The organism is Sinomonas sp. (genome assembly GCF_036848755.1).
Lineage (GTDB): Bacteria > Actinomycetota > Actinomycetes > Actinomycetales > Micrococcaceae > Sinomonas.
Genome location: NZ_DAIUJO010000071.1, coordinates 1 through 20,114, shown reverse-complemented (window position 1 = coordinate 20,114; position 20,114 = coordinate 1). Strand labels below are relative to the sequence as shown.

Sequence of the window (20,114 nt, the reverse complement as noted above, 5' to 3'; positions counted from 1 at the left end):
GCTACCTTCCGGTCCTGGGGGAGTTCAGCAGGATGACGCCACATGAGGGGCTGGATTCCATCTTAGCGGAGTTCCGAGGGTGCCTCGAACCGGCTCGTCAGCTCCCGGTGGTCGGGCTCGGCGTCGGAGTGCTGGGGGCGGGCGTGCTCGGCTTCGGGGCCGCCGGTTTCGCGGGCGCCTTCTCGATCGCCTGGGCGAGCTTCTGTACGGCTGCGCCGTACGTCCCGTTGAGCGCGTTGTTCCTGATGTTCTGGGCGTCCGCATCCGTCTGGCTCGAGGGCGCGCCGGCGAGCGTCCAGAGGTCCTGCCGCAGCTTCTCGGGAAGGCGGCGGAAGGCCGCGGGGAAGCGGTTGATGGCGGCGCGCGCCGCGGTCTGGGCGTGCTGCCCGTACGTGGCCGTGCCGTTCTGCCGAATGATGACGGCGAGGACCCGGCGCAGCGCGGTCCGCGCCGGATGCTTCGCCGCCGCGGAGGCCGACGGCGACGGGGTAGCCGCGGCGGGCGTCACCAGCGTGGTGGTCTGGGCGAGGTCAGCCTGCGGGCCGGCGGTGTCGACCGCGGCCACGTCAGGGCCCAGCGAGTCGAGCGACGTCAGGCTTGCGAGCGTCTCGCCGTCGTCCGATGCCTGGGTGGCGCCCGCGGCTGCGGCCTGCGGCTGGCTGTTGTGCGATTCGAGGGCGACGGCGATGCCTCCGCCCGCGAGGAGCGCGGCCGCGAGCGCGGAGGCGGCTCCCGCCTTCCAGTGACGGCCTCGGCCGCTGCGCTGCGCCGCGTCCCATGGTCTCTGGGTCATCCTGGGGTCCATGGCAATGTCCTTTCGTGAGGGTTGCCCGGCGTGCTGTCCGGCTGCCTCTCATCGTGGCCCGGCCCAGAAAGAACTGTGTTCGGCCAATGTTCGAAGAATGTAAAGTCTCGCCGTGCCCGTTCGCGCGCGGGGCGGGGGACGCCGTCGTGCGCTTGAATAGTGCCGTGGACTACGCGGGCGAGGGTCGCGGGCTCGTGCTCGTGGTCGAGGACGAGCATGCCATCGCCGACCTCGAACGCCTCTACCTCGCCCGCGCGGGATTCGGGGTGCACGTCGAGCGGGACGGCGCCGTCGCGCTCTCGCGGATCCGGCAGCTCCGCCCTGTCGCGATCGTCCTTGATGTGGGTCTGCCCGGGCTCGACGGCGTAGAGATCTGCCGCCGCCTCCGCGAGGAGGACGATTGGACACCCGTGATCTTCGTGACCGCGCGAGACGACGAGGTGGACCGCGTCCTCGGCCTCGAGCTCGGCGCCGACGACTACCTGACGAAGCCCTTCTCCCCGCGCGAGCTCGTAGCCCGCGTCCGCAGCGTGCTCCGGCGCGCGGCCGGCCCCCAGGGCCCCAGGGTCCTGACGGTGGGGCGCGTCCGTCTGGACCTGGGGCGGCGCACCGTCGAGGCGGATGGGGAGCCGGTCCAGCTCACGGCGCTCGAATTCGATCTGCTGGCCCACCTCATGACCCAGCCGGGGCGCGTGTTCAGCCGCGAGCAGCTCCTCTCGGCCGTGTGGGGCCAAGCCGACTACGGCGGCGGCCGCACCGTCGACGTCCACGTGGCGCAGCTCCGGGCCAAACTGGGGGATGCGAGCCCCTTGAGGACGACGCGCGGCGTCGGCTACAGCGTGACCGACGACGGCGCAGCCGGGGCCGGGCCGTGAGGGGCGCGCTATGAGGGCCGTGCTGTGAGGAGGTGGCTGCGCTCCCTGTATGCCCGGGTCACCCTGGTGACGGCGGCCGTTGCCGCAGTGGCAACCCTCGTCGCCGGGCTCGTGGGGGCCCAGCTCATCCGCTCCGCAGCCGTCGATCAGGCCCGTGCGAGCCTCGCGCGGCAGGCACAGGCGCTCAGCGCATCGGGTTCGGTGACCAATCTCGCGTCCCTCCGGGAGCTGGCTGTCGGCGAGGCCGGGCACATCGCCCTCGTGAGTCCAACTGGCACCGTGACGGGTGCGGGCCGCAAGTACGTGAGCCAGGCGGCCGTGTCGAGGGTCCTTGCTGGCGGATCCTTCTCGCAGACCGAGACCGTGAGCGGGATTCCAGTGGTCGTCGAGGCCCGGCCCCTGGGCGACGGCGGAGGACTCGTGCTGGTCGAGCCGGTCTCAGCCGTCAACCAGGCAGCCGTGCCGCTGGTGACCCGGCTCCTGTGGGCGTTGCTCATCGGCTTCGGGTGCGCGGTGGCGGGGGGCGCACTCGTGGCGCGGTGGGTCGCGCGACCCCTCGTGCACGTCGCGGCCGCTGCGCGGCGACTTGCGGGGGGCGAGCGGGGGGTGGCGGTCGACGGCGGCGGCCCGGCAGAGGTCGAGCAAGTCGCCCATGCGCTCGGCGCCTTGGACGCCTCGCTCACTGCGAGCGAGGGGCGGCAGCGCGAGTTCCTCCTTTCCGTCTCACATGAGATGCGGACGCCCCTCACCGCGCTCCGCGGCTACGCGGAGGCGCTCGCGGACGGTGTGATCCCAGCCGAGGACGTCCCGCGGGTAGGCCGGACGCTCAGCGCGGAGGCCGGGCGTCTCGACCATTTCGTGAGCGATCTGCTCGAGCTCGCGCGGCTTGAGGCCGACGACTTCCGGGTGGATTTCCAGCCCATCGACGCGGCCTCGATCCTTCCCGCCGTCATGGAGGCGTGGCGCGGTTCGGCCGAAACGGCGGGCGTGGTCCTGCGGACCGAGGTCGCCGGGCCCCTCCTTGTCATCACGGACGCGCGGCGCTTGCGGCAGCTCCTGGACGGGCTGGTGGAGAACGCGCTGCGTGTGGTTCCGGCCGGGGCGCCTGTGGTGCTTGCCGGGCGTTGGGAGGGCGGCGCCGTCGTCCTCGAAGTGCGCGACGGCGGCCCCGGCCTGAGCGAGGACGACCTCGCCCATGCGTTCGAGCGGGGCGCCCTCCATTCGCGCTATCAGGGCGAGCGGCCGGTGGGGACGGGACTCGGGCTCTCGATCGCGCAGCGCCTCGCGGGCCGGCTCGGAGGGCGACTCGTCGCCGGAAGGGCGCCGGAAGGCGGCGCGTGTTTTGCGGTCAGCCTTCCGGAGGCAGGCTCACATCTACCGGGAACGTCATGAAGGCGGGCGTCTCATACGGGTGGGCCGCGACAAGCGCGCGGACGATCGCGTCGCGCTCCACGCGGCGGTAGATGGCCTCGATCCGGGTCTCGGGGACCTCCTCCGGTTCGCCCACGGTCCCAACGGCCGGTCGGGCGCCATCGAGGGGCAGGAAGCGCCCGGTTCCCTCGGTGCTGAAACTGCACGCCGCGTAGTTCCCGAGGCGCCCCGCCCCGGCCTCGGCGATCGCGCGGCGGAGACCGTCGGCGTCGGCCGTCGGGACGTAGACGACAAGGCAGTCGAACTCCTCCATGCCGCACAGTCTCGCATGGGTCCGATTCGGCGCTTCCGGGAACCTCGGGTATTCTAGAGTCTGCTCTGCACGGGCCGCTGCTCTCGGCGCGGCCGTGCGTGGGGCAATCTGGAGGATTCGCCTAGCGGCCTATGGCGCACGCCTGGAACGCGTGTTGGGTTCACGCCCTCGGGGGTTCAAATCCCCCATCCTCCGCGTTGTGACACCCCCGGTCTTCGGACCGGGGGTGTTCTTTTTCTGCTACCCGCTGACCTCCCGCTTGACCGCGTGCAAATGGGTAGCTGTCCGGAATGTCCCGCCCTACTCGCGGGTTTGAGCGGGACATTTTAGGAGGCATACGGTCTGGCTCCCAGTACGCGCAGGCACTTCTGTGCCCATGACTTGGCAGGGATCTGCTCTGGCAGCCCCGTTTTCTTGACAAGCTGTCGAAGCGCTGTGTGACTCTGTCAACGTCTAGCGGGATCGCCCGACCTAGCCAACAATGGAGCCATTCGGCGCGAAGTTACTTGGATGGATCATGCCGAAAACGCATGACTGATTGGGGAGTCACGTGGAGCAGCAAAGCGGTGCAGGGCGTCAGATCGGCCGTCGGGGATTTGTCGGCCTTTTCATTCCGGTGGCCTGCGTGCTCTGCGGCGCAAACAACGCCTTCGCAGATGCGGGAAGTACAGACACCGTGCGGGCCGACCCCAATGCGAGCCTCACCTTCGATCGCCCGGGGGTCAGCTCGATCCCGGCAGGCAACCACTCAGGCACCGTGATGGTGGCCTCGGCAGACCTTCCTCGGCCAGCTCAGGGGCAGCTCTACGCCCCCCTCGAAACGCTCATCCCCACCTCGCCGTTCGGCTACCGCATCAATCCGCTCACGGGGCAGCCTGGTGAGTTTCACTGGGGCCAGGACTTCGCGGGCGCGGAAGGTACCCGCGTCTATGCGGCCGACGCCGGGGTGGTCCAGGCCGCGGGGTGGCATCCGTGGGGCGGCGGGAACCGGGTCGAGGTCAACCACGGCAACGGTCTCGTCACCACGTACAACCACATGCACGCCTGCGCAGTGAAGGCCGGGGACTCGGTGCAGCCGAGCCAGGTGGTGGGGCTCGTAGGGCACACGGGCAGCGCGACAGGTCCCCATCTGCACTTCGAGACTCACTTGAATGGGGTCTACGAGGACCCCATGAAGTGGACCTACATCCCCATCAAGCAGACCGAGCCCGTCACGAACCTCACCCTCACCGACTACACGCCCAAAGACGGGCAGGCGGCGGCGAGCCAGAACTGGAGTGTTCCCACGACGCTCGACGAGCCAGCCCCGGGCGAGACGATCCAGAAGGCGCCCGCGCCCACGCCGACCGCTCCCGGCCCGACGGCCGCGCCGTCGGCGAGCGCCCCCTCGAGTACTGGCTCAAGCGGCAGCCCGACCTCCAATCCGAGCTCGAGCACGACTTCGAGCCCGACTGGGACTTCGAGCCCGACTGGGACTTCGACGACTTCCTCGGCCAGCCCGTCGTCGTCCCCCAGCCCGAGCCCGACAGCCACGTCTGCACCGAGCCCAACGCCCTCCTCGAGCCCAACGCCGTCGCCCACCCCGACAGGCACCGTCTTGTCATCGCCCACCACTTCGGCGACTGCGTCGGCGACCGCAACGACCACGGCGACCCCAACACCGACTCCAACAGCTACGGCAACGCCGTAGGCACGCTCAGTGCGTGGCCAGCACCGCGTTCCGCCACTCGCGCAGGAAGGCGAGTCCTGCGTCGTCGTGGATCACCTCGGAACCGAGCCCGAGATACCCAGCGGTGAGGATCTCGTACGGCTTCTCGGGTACGCCGTCCTCGGGGCGAACATCGACGTGTGAGACCTCGTGGTCGTTGTGGTGGAGCCAGTCCGCCATCGCGTAGTCCGTCCGAGAATCGCCCATCGTGAACCAGGATTCCGGCACGATCCCGTCGCGGCGCAGAAGCTCGCACGCGCGGCTCGCCCCGAGGTCCTTGCCGAGTCGGACCGACTCGATGTCCGTCGAGATGATGGTCGGATCGACGCGGTAGTCGACCGTGTCGTCCTGGCCCGGGACGTGATGATCGAGCCGCACCGCGCCAAGTCCGCGCTGAGCCATGAGCGCCATCGCGTCGGCGTCGAAGTGCTCCTGAACGGCACGGTACTCACGGTTCGGGACATCGATCCGCTGTTCGACCGAGACCATCGCCCGCTTGGTCTCGTCGAAGAACATGTAGTCCGCGTACTTCTCCGCCACGAGTTACCGGACGTCGTCGGCGAAGCTCGCAGGCACGGCGAGCTCGCGATCCACTCGCACCGGGGTCGCCGCAGCCCCAGAGAACGAGAACCAGGTGGCCCCCTTCTCGCAGATTGCGTGCACGGTGAACGAGGACGGCATGCCTTCGGCCAGCATCGGCGCCATCACCTGCTCGGTGATGAAGGCGTCCGAACGTCCCGTGTTGAAGACGAGGGGGATCCCAGCCTCGCCGAGCTCGAGCAGGAGTGAGATGATCTCGGGCTTGACTGAGCGGCTCACCGGGCTCGCGATGGGTCCATCGACGTCGAGAAGGAGGGCAAACGGGGGGCGGAGGTCCATGTGCCCATTCTTTCAGGCGCTCCGTAACCGTTCGGCCACAATCCCTCAGGGCTCCACGTCCGGCATGACGCCCGGGCGAGCGCCTGTCTACGCTAGTCGCGTGATCTTCAAAGCTGTGGGGGACGGGCGCCCCTACCCCGACCATGGGTACCACACCCCCAAGGACTGGGCTGCCCTCCCGCCGCGCCCGGTGCGGCTCGACGAGCTCGTCACGACCAAGCGCACCCTGGATCTCGAGGCCCTCCTCGCCGAGGACTCGACCTTCTTCGGCGACCTCTTCCCCCACGTCGTCCAGTACCAGGGTGTCCTCTATCTCGAGGACGGGCTCCATCGTGCCCTCCGGACGGCCCTGCACCAGCGCACGGCAATCCACGCCCGCGTACTCGATCTCGATTCCTGAGCCGAGGCTGCGCCATGAGCCGCAAGCCCAAAGACCTCACGGTCTACCACGGGCACCACGTCATCAACGGGGAGCAGCTCCGCTCGCAGTTCGAGGTCGAGCGGGACGAGCGGGAGCGTCGGCGCAGCCGATGGCGCCGGATCCGGCACGCCGTCATGCTCGTGCTGCTGCTGGCCCTTGTGGTCGCGGGTGCGACGGGAGCCTGGGCCATCCTCACGGGCCGCATCGTGCTTTCGCCGCAAGGCGCCTCGCCCGTGCCGACGCTCGGCTGCCCTCCCGGGCCGTTCGACTATGCGACCCCGCAGTCCGTCCATGTGAACGTGCTCAACGCTGCGGGGCAGGAGGGTCTCGCGCGGACGGTCGCGGACCAGCTCACGCAACGGAAGTTCTCCGTCGGCAAGGTCGCCAACTCTACGGCAGACGGGTCGCCCCCCGCGCTCATCGTCTCCGGGCCGGCCGGCGAAGGAGCCGCCTTCACGATCCAGCGCAACGTGCCCGGAAGCGTCTTCACCCTCGACGCGCGCGGTGACTCGAGCGTCGACCTCATCCTCCTGCCGGGCTTCACTGGGCTCAAAGATCCGGGCATCGTGGACCAGACGCCGGGGGGACTCCTGTGTGCCGGTGCGACGCCGAGCCCCTTGGTCCCCGTGACTCCCGCGCCCTAGCCAGGGTCAGCCGTCAGGTTCGGACCGGGCGCCCAATCTCGTCGAAACGCGCCCCCGCGCCGAGCTGGATGAAGCGCACGGTCGCCTCCGTGTGCCGGTCCTGGCCTCGGACGGCGCTCGCGGCGAGCGAGCCCAGTACGAGCCGCGAGAGCTCGTCGAGATCAGCCCGCGGAATGTAGCCCTCCTCCATGCAAGCCCGGAGAATGTCGCGCAGCACCGCGTTGAGCTCGCCGACATGGTCCCCGAGCTTCGCGAACGACGACGGCGAGAGCACCGCGCGCATGGCGGGCCCGGGAGGGAGATGGCGGCGGGAGAGGTCCTCGACCTGTGCGCGGATGTACACGGCAAGGCGGTCGACCGGGTTGTCGAGTCGGCTGAGCTCGTCCTTGAGGTCGCTCAGGAAGCGGCCGGTCTCGTCGAGGGCGTAGCCGATGAGGAGCTCTTCCAGATCCGCATAGTAGTTGTAGACCGCGGTGCGGCCGACGCCTGCCTGCCGCGCGACATCGGTCATCGTCAGTCCTGGGAGGCCCCGCGTGAACAGCAGCTCACCGAACGCATCGAGAATGCGCCGCTGCGTGAGAGCGCGCTGCGCGGCGTTGGACTCTGCCTGGATGCGGGGCATACACGCATTTTAAGTCGATGTGTCACCAAAGGCGTCGAGCCCGCGCCGTCCGCGCCCACCTTGCGCCGTCCGCGCCCAGGTTGCGCCGTCACCTTCGCAGGGTGGGACCCTGCGAAGGTGACGGCGCAACGAGGGGTTGGTGTACCCGAGTTGGGGTGGGGTGGGGGTCTAGAGGTGGACGGTGGCGGACTTCGCGGCGGCGGAGTCCTCTATGGCGGCCAGGACGCGTTGGACCTGGAGCCCGTCTTCGAACGACGGCGACGGGGCGGCCCCGTCCCGGATCGCGGTGAGGAAGTCGCGGGCCTGGTGGACGAACGTGTGCTCCCAGCCGATCACGTGCCCCTGCGGCCACCACGCGCCCAGGTAGGGGTGTTCGGGCTCGGTCACCACGATCCGCCGGAAGCCCTGCTCGGCCGCGGGGCCGGAGGCGGCGTCCAGGAATTCGAGCTCGTTGAGCCGCTCTAGGTCGAACGCGAGGGAGCCCTCGGTGCCGTAGACCTCGATCCGGAGCGAGTTCTTCTTACCCGTGGCGACCCGCGAGGCCTCCACGGAGGCGACCGCCCCGCCGGCCAGGACCAGCGTGGCCCACGCGGCGTCGTCGACCGTGACGTCCTCCAGGTCCCCGCCTGGCCCGGGCCGGCGCCCGACGAAGGTGTGCAGCCGCCCCGAGGCCTCCGTGACGGTGTCCCCGAGGAGGTATTGGACCTGGTCGATCGCGTGCGAGGCGATGTCCCCGAGCGCCCCGGATCCGGCGGTCTCCTTCCGCAGCCGCCAGGTCATGGGCGAGGCGGCGTCGGCGAGCCAGTCCTGCAGGTACGACGCGCGGACCTCCCGGACCGTGCCGAGCCGGCCCTCGGCTATCAGCCGGCGCGCGTAGGCCAGGGCCGGGACGCGGCGGTAGTTGAACCCGACCATGGACTGGACCCCGCGGGACCTTGCCGCCTGGGCGGCGGCGACCATGGCCTCGGACTCGGCGAGGGTGTTCGCGAGCGGCTTCTCCACGAGGACGTGCTTGCCGGCCTCGAGAGCTGCGATCGCGATCTCGGCGTGCAGCCACCCCGGCGCGCAGATGTCCACGATGTCCACATCGTCCCGGGCGATGGCCTGCCGCCAGTCCGTCGCGGACTCGGCCCACCCGTACCGGGCCGCGGCCTCGGCCACGGCGCCGGCGTCCCGGCCCACGAGCACCCGCTGCTCAACGGCCGGGACGTCGAAGAACGCCCCCACGTTCCGCCACGCCTGCGAATGGGCCCTGCCCATGAACCCGTACCCGATCGCGGCGACCCCGAGGGGCCGCGGCGAACCGGGTCCTCCCGGGCGCCCGGGTGCGCTCATGCGGGGACCCCGTCGAGGGTCGCGTCCTCGGGGGCCCAATCCTCGGGCAGGGGGGCGGAGGCCGGCGCGGAGCTGACGACGTCGGCGAACGCGCCGGTGTCGATGGACTCCGAGACCGAGACCATGGTGTCCAGGACGTGGTAGGCGAGCTGGCCGGTCGCCCGATGGGGCTGGCCGGTCCGGATGGAGCGGGCCATGTCCAGCACCCCCATGCCGCGCCCGTTCGCCGGCCCGGTCGTGGGGATCTTGGTCCACTCGTGCTCGCCGGCCTTGCAGATCTCCAGGTCCCCGTCGAAGTAGTTCGGGTCCGGGAGCGAGAGGGTGGCCTCGGTGCCCGTGATCTCGACGAAGCCCATCCTGGCCCGGGGCGACTCGAAGCTGAAGATGCTGTGCGAGGACGCGCCGGATTCGAACTGGGCCAGCGCGCTCACGTGCGTGGGGACCTCGACCTCGAACTCCTCCCCGGCCTTCGGCCCGGACCCGATCACCCGGGTGGCCTTGGCCTTGGACCCGAGCGCGGCGACCCGGCGGATGCTGCCGAAAGTCTGGACCAGGGCGGTGAAGTAGTACGGTCCCATGTCGAACAGGGGGCCCGCCCCGCGCTGGAACAGGAAGGCCGGGTTCGGGTGCCACGACTCGGGCCCCGGGGTCTGGAACACGGTCTGGGCGGTGAGCGGGACGCCGATGTCGCCGCGCTCGATCACCCGCCGCGCGGTCTGCAGGCCCGCCCCGAGGAAGGTGTCCGGGGCGCACCCGAGCCGCAGCCCGGCGTCGTCCGCCTCCTTCAGCAGCCCCAGCCCGCTCTCGCGGTCGAGCGAGAACGGCTTCTCGCTCCAGACGTGCTTGCCCGCCCTCACGGCGGCCGTGGCGACCTCGACGTGCGCGGCGGGGATCGTGAGGTTCACGATGATCTCCACGTCCGGGTGGTTCAGGGCCAGCTCCGGGGCCCCGTGCTCGGCGATGCCGTACTCCTCCGCGCGGGCCTTGGCCGCCTCCGGGAACAGGTCCGCGATCACATGGACCGACAGGTCCGGGAACTTCGTGAGGTTGTCCAGGTACTGCTTGCTGATCACACCGGCGCCGATGACGGCGACGCCCACGGGGCCGCGGCTCATCGGGCGGCCTCCGCGCTGCCGGCCTCGCTCGAGGCCGGGGCCCCGGCCTCGAGGTAGCGCAGCGACGCTGCGACGCCCTCGAAGAGGTCCCCGGAGTAGTCGTCGAACTCGATCACGCCGACCTCGAGGTTCTTCGCCGCGGCGATCACGCCCCAGATGTCCACCTTGCCCTGGCCCGCGGGCTGCTGCGCCTTGCGGTCCTCGTTGACGGGGCCGTCCTTGAGGTGGACCGCGACGACGCGGTCGCCCAGACGCTTCAGGACGGCGATGGGGTCCTCACCGCCGACGGCCACCCAGTAGGCGTCGACCTCGAGGACGAGCCCGGGGTCGAGCAGGGACGCGAAGAACTCAAGCGCGTTCGTGCCCTCGACCTTCGACTCGAGCTCCCACCAGTGGTTGTGGTAGCCGACCCGGATCCCGTACTCCGCGCCCCTCTTCGCGGCCTCGTTAAGGCGGGCGGCGGTGTCGCGGATGGTCTCGGCGTCCTGCCACTTCTCGGCCGGGACGAACGGATCGATCACGGTGCCGATGCCGAGCCGCTTCGCCGCGGCGAAGATCTCGTCCTGATCCCCCGAGAGCAGCGGGGCGTGGCCGGTCGGCGCGGTGATGCCGTTCTCCTCGAACGCTGCGGCGAACTCCTCGGCCCGCTCGGCGAACCTGTACGGTTCGACCTGGGTGAAGCCGATCTCCGCGAGCCGCCGGATGGTGCCGGGCAGGTCCTCCTCGATCGCGTCCCGGACGGTGTAAAGCTGGACTGAATAGGCCATGGAGGGTGTCCTCTCGATCGATGAGGGGGGAGGATGAATCGCCACGTGGGCTGCATCACAGACGAGCCTAGAAGGACTTTTGACGATGTGCAAGCAAAAGATGAAAAGTAGACGTGCGAAAGGGGGTGTGACACCATGGCCTTCATGGCAGACCAGGGACGCAGCGGGCCGCGTGCCGGGGACCTCTTCCAGATTCTTCGCGACGGCAAGCCGTGGACCCGTGCGGAACTCGCGATGACCACGGGACTCGCGCGTTCGACGGTCGCCGGCAAGGTGGACCTTCTGCTCGGCTCGGGTCTCGTCGTGTCCATCGGCGAGGCGGTCTCGAGCGGCGGGCGGCCGCCGTCGCGCTTCGCCTTCTACGCCCGCGCGCGCGTCGTCCTCGCGGCAGACATCGGAGCCACCCACGTGCGCGTCGCCCTGACCGACCTCAACGGCGAGGTGCTCGCGGAGGACCGCAACCCCATGCCCGTCTCGGCCGGCCCCGAAGCGGTCCTCGGCTACGTCATCGACTGCGGAAGGCGGCTCCTCGCCGAGATCCACCAGCCGCTGACCCTGCTCGCGGGAGTCGGCATCGGGCTCCCGGGGCCAGTGGAACACGCGACCGGGCGTCCCGTGAAGCCCCCGATCATGCCCGGATGGGACGGGTTCGACGTCGTCGGCTTCGTGCAGCGCTCACTGCCCGTCCCGGTCCTCGTGGACAACGACGTCAACATCATGGCGCTCGGCGAGAGGGCGCGATTCTGGGCCGACGTCGACGACCTCCTGTTCATCAAAGTCGCCACGGGCATCGGCTCGGGCATCATCAGCAGCGGGCAGCTCCAGCGCGGGGCGGACGGCACGGCCGGTGACCTCGGCCACGTGCGAGTAGCGCGCGGCGAAGGGATTGTCTGCAGCTGCGGGAACATCGGGTGCCTCGAGGCGGTCGCCTCCGGAGCTGCGATCGCAAGGGCGTTGAGCGAACGCGGGGTCGAGGCGAAGTCGGGCGCTGACGTCATGGAGCTCGCCGCCCATGGGAACGTTGCCGCCATCCAGGCTCTGCGCCAGGCCGGGCGCGACGTCGGCGAGGTGATCGCGACGTGCGTGAACCTGCTCAATCCCAGCGTGATCGTGATGGGCGGGTCGGTCGCCGCGGCGGGCGACCACGTCATCGCGGGCGTGCGCGAGGTCGTCTACCACCGTTCGCCGCCGCTCGCGACGACGAACCTCCGGATCGTGCTCTCGCGCGCCGGCGAGCGCGCCGCCGTCATGGGCGCAGGCCAGCTCGTCTCCCAGTACGTCCTGTCCCCGGCGGGCATCGAGGCGGCGCTCATGAGCGCCGCGAGCGTCGGCTGACGGCGGCTATCCCTCGACGATCCTGAAGACCCGGTCCGCACGCCCCGCCGTCCCCTCGATGAGCGCGGCGTTCGCCTCGTCCGTCCCGAGCGCCCAGGCCCGCGCGTCGTCCGGGCTCTTGCCGAAGGCGACGTGCCGCGCGACGAGCCGCTCCCGTCGCACGTCCGGTGGGGGGTCCAGGAACCAGCACTCCGTGAGGCAGGCTCGCGCGCGGGGCCACGCGCCGTCGTCCGCGAGGAGGTAGTTCCCCTCGGTGACGACCAGTGGGACCTCGGGACGCACCTCGATGCTTCCGGCGATCGGCTCCTCGAGGCTCCGGTCGAAGTGCGGCGCGTAGACGGTCTCACCGGGGCGCTGGTCTCGGATCCGCCGGAGGAGGGCCGCGTACCCGGCGTCGTCGAACGTGTGGATTGCGCCCTTGACGTCGCGGAGGGAACGGGCGGCCAAGACGGCATCGGCGAGGTGGAAGCCGTCCATGGGCACGAGCACGGCCCGGTCGGGTCCGAGGGCCTCGACGATCCGCTCGCCCAGAGTCGACTTCCCGGCGCCGGGCGCCCCCGTGATGCCGAGAATCGCGCGCTGCGGCCCGGCCGCCAGCCCAGCGGCGGCGTCGATGAGGTCCGCGAGCGTCGTCGGCCGGGCGCGTGGGCCCATGCCGGTGGTCTTCACGCCTGTCCACCTCGGCGCCGCGCCCTGAGCACCGCGTCGGTCATGATGGCCACCTGCCCCTCGGGCCCCTTGACCTCCCGGCCGTCCGACGTCGTCGCCTCGACCTCCCAGCCGCCGGCCCGGAGCCCCAGGGTCATGGCGAGCTGCTCCGCCGTGGGGAGCTGCGCCTCGTCGGCATGGCGGTGCCGCCCCCACGGCGGGAACTCGGTATGCCCGACGACGAGCAGCAGGCCCCCCGGGGCGACGGCCTCCGCGGCGCGGCGCAGGATCCGTTCGCGCGGGAGTTCGATGGGGGAGTGCAGGAACTGGGCCGACACCAGCTCGTACTCGTCCTCCGGCTCCCACGCGGCGAGATCGCGTTCGAGCCACTGCACCCGGTCCGCCACGCCGGCGTCCTCCGCGTGCTGCTGGGCGCGGGAGAGCGCGACGGCGGAGACGTCCACTCCGGTGACGGTCCAGCCCCGCTGGGCGAGCCAGATCGCGTCGGCGCCTTCGCCGCAGCCGAGGTCAAGGGCGCGCGCAGGGGCGACCGTCTCGACCTCGCGGACGAGTGCGGGGTTGGGCTTGCCGCTCCAGATGCGGTCGCGTTCGCTGTAGAAGCTGTCCCAGTACTCGGAGGGGCCCTGGGTCGTCTCGGTGTCCATCCACCACTCCTATCGGCGGTGGGTCACGATGCGCAAGAGGTCGAGGGCGCGCAAGCGTGAGAGGCCTTCGTCAACCCTTCCACCGGGCGGTGCCGCTACGTACCCTCGGGAACTAGGAGGTGATCCGCGATGAACGCTGTGCAGGGAGACCGCATCATCATTCACGGCCGGACGGTGGACTCCAAGGACCGGCATGGGGAAATTGTCGAAGTCAAGGGAACCAACGGCGATCCGCCTTACGTGGTCCGCTTCGACGACGGGCACGAGTCCATGGTGTTTCCCGGCGGGGACTTCTCGGTCGAGAAACCCAACGGCTGACCAACCGCGCCGACAATTCCTCACCCTCCCCGCGTGAAATGCCCTTCACCCGGGTAGGGCGTAATGAGCCGGCCGACCCGAGTTGGAATCGAGGAGGAACCACATGCATGCCCTCAGGGACTTCGCCGAAGCCCTCCGTGAATCCGGACCCTGGTGCACGATCCATGCGGACGTGAGCACGGGCACCGTGAGCAGCCTCGAAGCGACCGAGGTGCTGGGAGAGAACATGGCCCGCCAGCTCACCGGCGCCGGAGCCAGCCCGGGGGACGCGAAGGCCGCCGGACAGCTGGTCTGGTCCGCGAAGGGCATGGCGGGCCCCGTCTCGCGCTTCGTGCTCATCCGCAACGGCGAGGCGGTCGTGGACGAGGTCCTGCCCGGCGCGCCGGCTCAGCCCGTGGTGGAGTGCGGCCCGATCCCGAACCTGCTCCCGCTGGCAGCCGTACGCGGCTCAGACCTCGAATACCTCGTCGTCGAGGTGGAGCGGGCCGAGGCGAAGATCGGACGCTACCGGGCGTCGGCCCGTGGGCCGCTCGACGAGCAGGAGATGACCGGCGAGACCGAGAACCTGCGTAAGGTGCCGGTGGGTGGCTGGTCCCAGGGGAAGTACCAGCATCGCACGGAGGAGATCTGGCGGCGCAACGGAGCCGATGTCGCGGCCGAGATCAACAGGATTGTCGAGGAGGGCGACGTGCAGCTGGTCGTCCTCTCCGGCGATGAGCGCGCGCGGCAGATGGTCCTGGACGCCCTGAGCGAGCGGGCGGCGGCCCTCGCGCAGACCGTGGACATGAACTCGTCCGCGCCCGGCGCCGACCGCGAGCGCTTCGAGGAAGAGGTCGACGCCGTCGTCGCCGGCGTCGCGGCAAGGCGGCAGCACGAAATGCTCGAGCGCCTCGTGGGAGGTCTCGGGAGCGTCGCCGCGAGCGACTGGACCGAGACCCTCAGGGCGCTCCAGCAGGCGCGCGTCGACACCCTGCTCCTTTCCCCGGAGGTCGCGGAAGGCCGCACGCTCCTCGCGCTCGGAGCCGAGCCCTGGATCGCCACGGACGAGTCGGAGTCGCTCGGCGCGCCCGTGCTCGGAACCGTCGACGCGTCCGCCGCGCTCCTGCGCGCCGCAGTGCTCACGAAGGCGGACACGGTGCTGTTCCCGCGGGGCGCGCTCGACAGCGGCGAGGCCGCGGCCGCGCTCCTGCGGTGGTAAGACTGGTTTCAGGAAGGCTCAAGAACCCCAGGACAAGGGAGAACTGTGCATTACACGCGTCTCGGCAACACTGGCCTCGAAGTCTCTCGTCTCGCCGTCGGCTGCATGAGCTTCGGCGACCCGCAGCGAGGGAACCATCCGTGGAGCCTGCCCGAGGAGGAGAGCCGCACCCTCATCAAGCAGGCGGTCGAGGCGGGCATCAATTTCTTCGACACGGCCAACGTCTACTCCGCGGGCAGCAGTGAGGAGATCGTGGGCCGCGCGCTCGCCGACTTCGCGGACCGCGACTGGATCGTCCTCGCGACCAAGGTCCACGGCCGTATGCACGAAGGGGCAAACGGCGGCGGCTTGTCCCGCAAGGCGATCATGAGCGAGATCGACGCGAGCCTCCGTCGTCTCGGCACCGACTACGTGGACCTCTACCAGATCCACCGGTGGGACCCGCACACGCCCATCGAGGAGACGCTCGAGGCGCTGCACGACGTCGTCAAGGCCGGCAAGGCGCGCTACATCGGCGCGTCGTCGATGTGGGCGTGGCAGTTCTCGAAGGCGCAGCATCTCGCGCGCGCCAGCGGCTGGACCCCGTTCGTTTCGATGCAGGACCACTACAACCTCCTCAACCGCGAGGAGGAGCGCGAGATGTACCCGCTGTGCGCGGACGAGGGCGTCGGGGCCATCCCGTGGAGCCCGCTTGCGCGTGGTCGGCTCGCCCGCGAGTGGGGGACGACGACGGCCCGCACGGAGACCGACGAATTCGGCCGCACGCTGTACCACGAGAGCGACAAGGGGATCGTGGACGCCGTCGGCCGGGTGGCCGAACGCCGAGGAATCCCCCGGGCGCAGGTTGCCCTCGCCTGGGTGCTGCGGAACCCCGTCGTCGCCGCCCCCATCGTGGGAGCCACCAAGAGCTCCCACCTCGAGGACGCCGTCGCCGCCCTCGAGGTAGAGCTCGACGACGCCGAGGCCGCGGAGCTCGAGGAGTCCTACACGCCGCACGAGCCGGCGGGCTTCTGACCGTATCCTGGACGAGGAGTCAGCAGCCTTCGGGGCCGCAGGCCTGGCCGGTGAGTTCACCGTCGGTCTGGCCATCGGCGTCGTCCCGCGCCGCCGCCATCATGACGAGCGGGTTCGACTCGCGCCACGCAGTGTCGAGCGCCTGCGCGAAGACCTCCGCAGGCTGGGCACCGGACACGCCGTACTTGCGGTCGAAGACGAAGAACGGCACGCCTTGGATGCCGAGCATCTGGGCCTCGCGGATGTCCGCGCTCACGGCGTCGCGGTAGGTGCCGGCGTCGAGCGCCGCGGCAATCTCCGGCTCGGCGAGCCCGGCGGCGGTGCCGATCCCGACGAGCACCTCCCGGCTCCCGATGTCCTTCCCCTGCTCGAAGTGAGCCGAGAGCAGCGCGTCCTTCACGGCGTCGGCCGCTCTGCGCTCCGGGTTGCTCGCGTCATGGTCCTTCGCGAGGTGGAGGAGTTCGTGCCCACGGAAGCTGTTGGCGACGACGATCGCGCTGAAATCGTAGGCGAGCCCTTCGCCGGCGGCGACGTGCGTGACCTGCTCGAACATCTGGGCGACGCGGTCCTCGGGCAGACCCTTTCGCTGGCTCAGGTACTCGAGTTCGGTGCCGTCATAGCGCTCGGGGAGCGACGGGTCGAGCTGGAAGCTGTGCCACGTGACCGTCACCTGGTCCTTGTGCGGGAATTCAGCGAGAGCCTTCTCGAAGCGGCGCTTTCCGATGAAGCACCACGGGCATGCGATATCAGACCAGATGTCAACGTTCACTTCTGTGCCAAGGCGCGGACGTCAGCCTCTATTCCCCTGACGCCGATCGTGCCCGAGACTGACAGCACAGGTAAGACTGCAGTCAGCGCCACGAGGTGCAGGCGCCGGGGGCTGCAGAGCGTGAGAGCAGGAGTCGAGGATGACGATGTTCGAACTGACAGAGGACCAGCGGGACCTCGTAGGAATGGTCCACGATTTTGCGAGCGAGAAGATCGCCCCCCACGCGTTGGAATGGGACGCCACGAAGCACTTCCCGGTGGATGTGCTCCGCGAGGCCGGCAAGCTCGGGCTGGGCGGGATCTACGTGGCGGAGGAATACGGCGGATCGGGCCTCTCCCGCGCTGACGCTGCCCTCATCTTCGAGGAACTGGCGAAAGCCGACCCCACCATCGCCGCGTACATCTCGATCCAGAACATGATCGTGTGGATGGTCGATACCTTCGGCACCGACCCCCAGCGAGCCGAGTGGGTGCCCAAGTTGTCCTCGATGGAGGCCCTCGGCAGCTATTGCCTCACCGAGCCCGGGGCGGGATCCGACGCCGCGGCGCTCATCACCAAGGCGAAGGCCGACGACGACGGCGGGTACGTTCTCAACGGCGTCAAGCAGTTCATCTCGGGGGCCGGCACGTCGGCGCTCTACATCGTCATGGCCCGCACCGCCGAGACCGGACACCACGGCATCACCGCGTTCCTCGTGCCGGGAGACGCCCCCGGTCTTTCCTTCGGGCGGAGCGAGAAGAAGATGGGCTGGAACGCCCAGCCGACGAGCCAAGTCGTCTTCAAGAACGTCCGCGTCCCCGCCTCGAACATGCTGGGCGAGGAGGGATCGGGATTCGGCATCGCCATGAAGGGCCTCAACGGGGGGCGTCTGAACATTGGCGCCTGCTCCCTCGGGGGCGGCCAGGCCGCGTTGGACAAGACGGTGGCATACCTGAAGGAGCGCACCGCGTTCGGTGGCCGCTTGGCCGACAAGGAGGCCCTCATGTTCGATTTGGCGGACATGGAGATGAAGCTGGAGGCGGGCCGAAGTCTCCTCCGGCGCGCCGCCGCCGCCCTGGACCGGAACGATCGGGACGCGCTGCGCCTCTGCGCGATGGCCAAGCGGGTCGCGACCGACGCAGGATTCGAGGTCGCGAACATGGCCATCCAGCTCCACGGCGGTTACGGCTATCTCCACGAGTACGGGGTCGAGAAGATCGCGCGGGACCTCCGGGTCCATCAGATCCTCGAAGGGACCAACGAGATCATGCGCCTGATCGTGGGCCGCATGCTGGTCGAGCACTGAGGGACCGCCGTTCGGGAATGGAGTCTCGTTCGGGAATGGCGTCGAGGGGCCGCCCCGCGCAGCACCACTACGCGGGGCGGCCCCTCAACTCTGTTCCCGATCGCCGGCCCCCGGCCTTCGGGGTGCGTGTTGCGAGTGGCGCGTGCCGGCGTCGGGAAGCCTCTGGGACGGGTGGGCAGGTCAGACGGCGGCCAGCGACCGCTCCGGCTCGGGGAGGCCTGCCTCGTACTCGTCCTCCTTGCCCGCCGTCTCGCACAGGTAGCGGGCATAGGCGGGGAGGGTGAGGAAGGTGGGGAACTCGGAGGCGAGCGCGACCTCCTCGAAGATCTCGTGCGCGTCGCGGAAGCGGTCGCCGTCGAAGCGCTCGAGCTTGGCGAATTCCTCCTCGAAGAGCTCCTTGACCCATTCGCGGCTGATGACTTCGCCTTGGTCGGTGATGGCCCCGGAGTAGATCCACTGCCAGATCTGCGAGCGGGAGATCTCCGCCGTCGCGGCGTCCTCCATGAGGTTGTGGATGGCGACGGCGCCGGAGCCCCGTAGCCAGGCCTCGATGTAGCGGACGCCTACCTCGATGTTGTTCCGGATGCCGGCCTCGGTGATCGTCCCGGTGCAGGAGGCGACGTCGATGAGCGCGCGGTCGTCGGGGGTGACGTCCTCGCGGAGCCGGTCGAGCTGGTTCGGGCGGGCGCCGAGCACGGAGTCGAACACCTCGCGGGCCACGGGGACGAGGTCCGGGTGCGCGACCCACGAGCCGTCGAAGCCGTCGTCCGCCTCGCGTGTCTTGTCCGCGCGGACCTTCTCGAACGCGATCGCGTTCGCCTCCGGGTCCTTCCGGTTCGGGACGAATGCGGCCATCCCACCGATAGCCATGGCGCCGCGGCGGTGGCACGCCCGCACGAGCTGCTCGGTGTAGGCGCGCATGAACGGCTGGGTCATCGTGACCTGTCCGCGGTCGGGGAGCACGAAGCGGGGCCCGCGGGTGCGGAAGTTCTTGATGATGGAGAAGATGTAGTCCCACCGGCCGGCGTTCAGCCCCGCGGCGTGGTCGCGCAGCTCGTAGAGGATCTCCTCCATCTCGAACGCGGCCGTGATCGTCTCGATGAGGACGGTGGCGCGGATGGTGCCCTGCGGGATGCCCAAGAGGTCCTGGGCCAGGACGAACACGTCGTTCCAGAGCCTAGCCTCGAGGTGGTTCTCGACCTTGGGCAGGTAGAAGTACGGGCCCTTGCCGGCGGCGATGAGCCGTGCGGCGTTGTGGTAGAAGAAGAGGCCGAAGTCCACGATCCCGCCGGCGACCGGCTTGCCGTCGACAAGCATGTTCTTCTCGGGCAGGTGCCATGCACGGGGCCGGACCACGATCGTGGGCCGCTCCTCGGCGGGGCGGAGCCGGTACTCCTTGCCCTCGGGGGTCACGAAGTCGATGCGGTCGGTGAGCGCGTCGATGAGGTTGATCTGGCCCTGGATGACGTTCCGCCATGAGGGGGTGAGGGAGTCCTCCAGATCGGCGAGCCAGACCTTCGCCCCGGAGTTGAGCGCGTTGACCGTCATCTTCCGGTCCACGGGGCCGGTGATCTCCACCCGCCGGTCCTCGAGGCCCGGCGCGGGCGGCGCGACCCGCCAGGACGGGTCGTTGCGGATGTGCGCGGTCTCGGGCAGGAAACGGGGGTCCTGGCCCTTGCGGATGGCGGCGCGGCGGTCGTGCCTGGCCTCGAGGAGCTCCTGGCGGCGGTCGGCGGTCGCGCGGTGGAGCTGGGCGATGAATCCTAGCGCGCCGGCGGTGAGGATCTCGTGCTGGCGGGCGAGGGGCTGCGCGGTGAGCGTGATGCCGTTGATGGTGAGGGTGTCGTAAGTGTTCATGAGAGGCGTTTTCCTTCAATCAGCGGGACTGATTCGTCAGTGGAATTGGCCCTCTTCGGTGGATCCCACCAGGGCAAGGGTGCTGGCGTTCGGGTTCAGCGCCGTGGAGACCAGGTCGAAGTAGCCGGTGCCCACTTCGCGCTGGTGCTTGGTCGCGGTGTAGCCGCGGT

General features: G+C 70.0%; 20 protein-coding genes, 1 tRNA gene and 3 pseudogenes. 11 read left to right on the top strand and 13 right to left on the bottom strand.

The window, feature by feature from the left end:
- Positions 1 to 97: 97 nt before the first annotated feature.
- Positions 98 to 793, bottom strand: a complete 696-nt coding sequence (locus tag V7053_RS12335; RefSeq protein WP_334172565.1) for a hypothetical protein — start codon at positions 791 to 793, stop codon at positions 98 to 100.
- Between the two features lie 176 nt (positions 794 to 969).
- On the opposite strand from V7053_RS12335, the gene V7053_RS12330 reads away from it, so the two are divergent.
- Both V7053_RS12330 and V7053_RS12325 read left to right on the top strand, forming a co-directional pair.
- Positions 970 to 1,680, top strand: coding sequence for a response regulator transcription factor (locus V7053_RS12330; protein ID WP_334172564.1), 711 nt, complete (start codon positions 970 to 972; stop codon positions 1,678 to 1,680).
- A gap of 24 nt (positions 1,681 to 1,704) precedes the next feature.
- Entirely contained in the window at positions 1,705 to 3,072 is a 1,368-nt protein-coding gene (locus V7053_RS12325) for a sensor histidine kinase (RefSeq protein WP_334172563.1), read from the top strand.
- Here the strand turns inward: V7053_RS12325 and V7053_RS12320 are convergent.
- Positions 3,029 to 3,364: a hypothetical protein gene (locus V7053_RS12320; RefSeq protein WP_334172562.1), complete on the bottom strand. Its 336-nt coding sequence runs from the start codon at positions 3,362 to 3,364 to the stop codon at positions 3,029 to 3,031. The two genes, V7053_RS12325 and V7053_RS12320, sit on opposite strands and share 44 nt — an antisense overlap.
- 110 nt (positions 3,365 to 3,474) lie before the next feature.
- Between V7053_RS12320 and V7053_RS12315 the strand changes: the two genes are divergently transcribed.
- Both V7053_RS12315 and V7053_RS19080 read left to right on the top strand, forming a co-directional pair.
- Positions 3,475 to 3,559 (top strand) — tRNA-Ser (locus V7053_RS12315).
- 565 nt (positions 3,560 to 4,124) lie between these two features.
- A pseudogene (locus tag V7053_RS19080) lies at positions 4,125 to 4,523 on the top strand (M23 family metallopeptidase); the annotation flags it as partial.
- Between the two features lie 74 nt (positions 4,524 to 4,597).
- On the opposite strand, the gene V7053_RS12310 reads toward V7053_RS19080, so the two are convergent.
- Together V7053_RS12310 and V7053_RS12305 are read right to left on the bottom strand one after the other, a co-directional pair.
- The gene (locus V7053_RS12310; protein WP_334172561.1) at positions 4,598 to 5,011 is read right to left on the bottom strand and encodes a hypothetical protein; all 414 of its coding nucleotides are present in this window, start codon (positions 5,009 to 5,011) and stop codon (positions 4,598 to 4,600) included.
- A gap of 49 nt (positions 5,012 to 5,060) precedes the next feature.
- Positions 5,061 to 5,951 (bottom strand): annotated as a pseudogene (locus tag V7053_RS12305) (hypothetical protein).
- A 100-nt stretch (positions 5,952 to 6,051) separates the two neighbouring features.
- Between V7053_RS12305 and V7053_RS12300 the strand changes: the two are divergent.
- Positions 6,052 to 6,351: a type II toxin-antitoxin system VapB family antitoxin gene (locus V7053_RS12300; RefSeq protein WP_043122642.1), complete on the top strand. Its 300-nt coding sequence runs from the start codon at positions 6,052 to 6,054 to the stop codon at positions 6,349 to 6,351.
- A 14-nt stretch (positions 6,352 to 6,365) separates the two neighbouring features.
- The gene (locus V7053_RS12295; RefSeq protein WP_334172560.1) at positions 6,366 to 7,016 is read left to right on the top strand and encodes a LytR C-terminal domain-containing protein; all 651 of its coding nucleotides are present in this window, start codon (positions 6,366 to 6,368) and stop codon (positions 7,014 to 7,016) included.
- Between the two features lie 13 nt (positions 7,017 to 7,029).
- Here V7053_RS12295 and V7053_RS12290 read toward each other — a convergent pair whose 3' ends face one another.
- The 4 genes from V7053_RS12290 to V7053_RS12275 form a co-directional block, all read right to left on the bottom strand.
- Positions 7,030 to 7,638 (bottom strand): TetR/AcrR family transcriptional regulator, encoded by a 609-nt coding sequence (locus V7053_RS12290; protein WP_334172559.1) that lies wholly within the window; start codon positions 7,636 to 7,638, stop codon positions 7,030 to 7,032.
- A 168-nt stretch (positions 7,639 to 7,806) separates the two neighbouring features.
- The gene (locus V7053_RS12285; RefSeq protein ID WP_334172558.1) at positions 7,807 to 8,973 is read right to left on the bottom strand and encodes a Gfo/Idh/MocA family protein; all 1,167 of its coding nucleotides are present in this window, start codon (positions 8,971 to 8,973) and stop codon (positions 7,807 to 7,809) included.
- Entirely contained in the window at positions 8,970 to 10,088 is a 1,119-nt protein-coding gene (locus V7053_RS12280; protein ID WP_334172557.1) for a Gfo/Idh/MocA family protein, read from the bottom strand. Before V7053_RS12280 ends, V7053_RS12285 begins: the two co-directional genes overlap by 4 nt.
- Positions 10,085 to 10,855, bottom strand: a complete 771-nt coding sequence (locus V7053_RS12275; protein WP_334172556.1) for a sugar phosphate isomerase/epimerase family protein — start codon at positions 10,853 to 10,855, stop codon at positions 10,085 to 10,087. Before V7053_RS12275 ends, V7053_RS12280 begins: the two co-directional genes overlap by 4 nt.
- 144 nt (positions 10,856 to 10,999) lie before the next feature.
- On the opposite strand from V7053_RS12275, the gene V7053_RS12270 reads away from it, so the two are divergent.
- Complete coding sequence (locus V7053_RS12270; protein ID WP_334172555.1) at positions 11,000 to 12,190, top strand: ROK family protein; 1,191 nt, start codon at positions 11,000 to 11,002, stop codon at positions 12,188 to 12,190.
- Positions 12,191 to 12,196: 6 nt separating this feature from the next.
- Here the strand turns inward: V7053_RS12270 and V7053_RS12265 are convergent, their stop codons facing one another.
- Positions 12,197 to 12,859, bottom strand: coding sequence for a nucleoside/nucleotide kinase family protein (locus V7053_RS12265; RefSeq protein ID WP_334172554.1), 663 nt, complete (start codon positions 12,857 to 12,859; stop codon positions 12,197 to 12,199).
- Entirely contained in the window at positions 12,856 to 13,503 is a 648-nt protein-coding gene (locus tag V7053_RS12260) for an SAM-dependent methyltransferase (protein WP_334172553.1), read from the bottom strand. The genes V7053_RS12265 and V7053_RS12260 overlap by 4 nt, the downstream gene beginning before the upstream one ends.
- A gap of 129 nt (positions 13,504 to 13,632) precedes the next feature.
- Here V7053_RS12260 and V7053_RS12255 point away from each other — a divergent pair, with 129 nt between their 5' ends.
- The 3 genes from V7053_RS12255 (at position 13,633) to V7053_RS12245 (ending at position 16,033) form a co-directional block, all read left to right on the top strand.
- Positions 13,633 to 13,821, top strand: coding sequence for a DUF1918 domain-containing protein (locus V7053_RS12255; RefSeq protein ID WP_334172552.1), 189 nt, complete (start codon positions 13,633 to 13,635; stop codon positions 13,819 to 13,821).
- A gap of 103 nt (positions 13,822 to 13,924) precedes the next feature.
- The gene (locus V7053_RS12250) at positions 13,925 to 15,019 is read left to right on the top strand and encodes a baeRF2 domain-containing protein (protein ID WP_334172551.1); all 1,095 of its coding nucleotides are present in this window, start codon (positions 13,925 to 13,927) and stop codon (positions 15,017 to 15,019) included.
- Between the two features lie 45 nt (positions 15,020 to 15,064).
- On the top strand, positions 15,065 to 16,033 hold the full coding sequence (locus V7053_RS12245) for an aldo/keto reductase (protein WP_334172550.1): 969 nt from the start codon (positions 15,065 to 15,067) through the stop codon (positions 16,031 to 16,033).
- 19 nt (positions 16,034 to 16,052) lie between these two features.
- On the opposite strand, the gene V7053_RS12240 is transcribed toward V7053_RS12245, so the two are convergent.
- Positions 16,053 to 16,802 carry a DsbA family oxidoreductase gene (locus V7053_RS12240; RefSeq protein ID WP_334172549.1) on the bottom strand — a complete coding sequence of 250 codons (750 nt, stop codon included), beginning with the start codon at positions 16,800 to 16,802 and terminating at the stop codon, positions 16,053 to 16,055.
- A 145-nt stretch (positions 16,803 to 16,947) separates the two neighbouring features.
- Here V7053_RS12240 and V7053_RS12235 point away from each other — a divergent pair, with 145 nt between their 5' ends.
- Complete coding sequence (locus V7053_RS12235) at positions 16,948 to 18,087, top strand: acyl-CoA dehydrogenase family protein (protein WP_334172566.1); 1,140 nt, start codon at positions 16,948 to 16,950, stop codon at positions 18,085 to 18,087.
- 180 nt (positions 18,088 to 18,267) lie between these two features.
- On the opposite strand, the gene aceB is transcribed toward V7053_RS12235, so the two are convergent.
- Both aceB and V7053_RS12225 read right to left on the bottom strand, forming a co-directional pair.
- Complete coding sequence (aceB, locus tag V7053_RS12230; protein ID WP_334172548.1) at positions 18,268 to 19,944, bottom strand: malate synthase A; 1,677 nt, start codon at positions 19,942 to 19,944, stop codon at positions 18,268 to 18,270.
- Between the two features lie 36 nt (positions 19,945 to 19,980).
- Positions 19,981 to 20,114 (bottom strand): annotated as a pseudogene (locus V7053_RS12225) (isocitrate lyase); the annotation flags it as partial.

Excerpts from the sequence above, each read along its gene's own strand:
- V7053_RS12250 (WP_334172551.1), top strand. The coding sequence starts at position 13,925 with ATGCATGCCCTCAGGGACTTCGCCGAAGCCCTCCGTGAATCCGGACCC.
- V7053_RS12320 (WP_334172562.1), bottom strand. The coding sequence starts at position 3,364 with ATGGAGGAGTTCGACTGCCTTGTCGTCTACGTCCCGACGGCCGACGCC.
- V7053_RS12270 (WP_334172555.1), top strand. The coding sequence starts at position 11,000 with ATGGCAGACCAGGGACGCAGCGGGCCGCGTGCCGGGGACCTCTTCCAG.
- V7053_RS12275 (WP_334172556.1), bottom strand. The coding sequence starts at position 10,855 with ATGGCCTATTCAGTCCAGCTTTACACCGTCCGGGACGCGATCGAGGAG.
- aceB (WP_334172548.1), bottom strand. The coding sequence starts at position 19,944 with ATGAACACTTACGACACCCTCACCATCAACGGCATCACGCTCACCGCG.
- V7053_RS12285 (WP_334172558.1), bottom strand. The coding sequence starts at position 8,973 with ATGAGCGCACCCGGGCGCCCGGGAGGACCCGGTTCGCCGCGGCCCCTC.
- V7053_RS12260 (WP_334172553.1), bottom strand. The coding sequence starts at position 13,503 with ATGGACACCGAGACGACCCAGGGCCCCTCCGAGTACTGGGACAGCTTC.
- V7053_RS12290 (WP_334172559.1), bottom strand. The coding sequence starts at position 7,638 with ATGCCCCGCATCCAGGCAGAGTCCAACGCCGCGCAGCGCGCTCTCACG.
- V7053_RS12235 (WP_334172566.1), top strand. The coding sequence starts at position 16,948 with ATGTTCGAACTGACAGAGGACCAGCGGGACCTCGTAGGAATGGTCCAC.
- V7053_RS12295 (WP_334172560.1), top strand. The coding sequence starts at position 6,366 with ATGAGCCGCAAGCCCAAAGACCTCACGGTCTACCACGGGCACCACGTC.
- V7053_RS12335 (WP_334172565.1), bottom strand. The coding sequence starts at position 793 with ATGACCCAGAGACCATGGGACGCGGCGCAGCGCAGCGGCCGAGGCCGT.
- V7053_RS12280 (WP_334172557.1), bottom strand. The coding sequence starts at position 10,088 with ATGAGCCGCGGCCCCGTGGGCGTCGCCGTCATCGGCGCCGGTGTGATC.
- V7053_RS12255 (WP_334172552.1), top strand. The coding sequence starts at position 13,633 with ATGAACGCTGTGCAGGGAGACCGCATCATCATTCACGGCCGGACGGTG.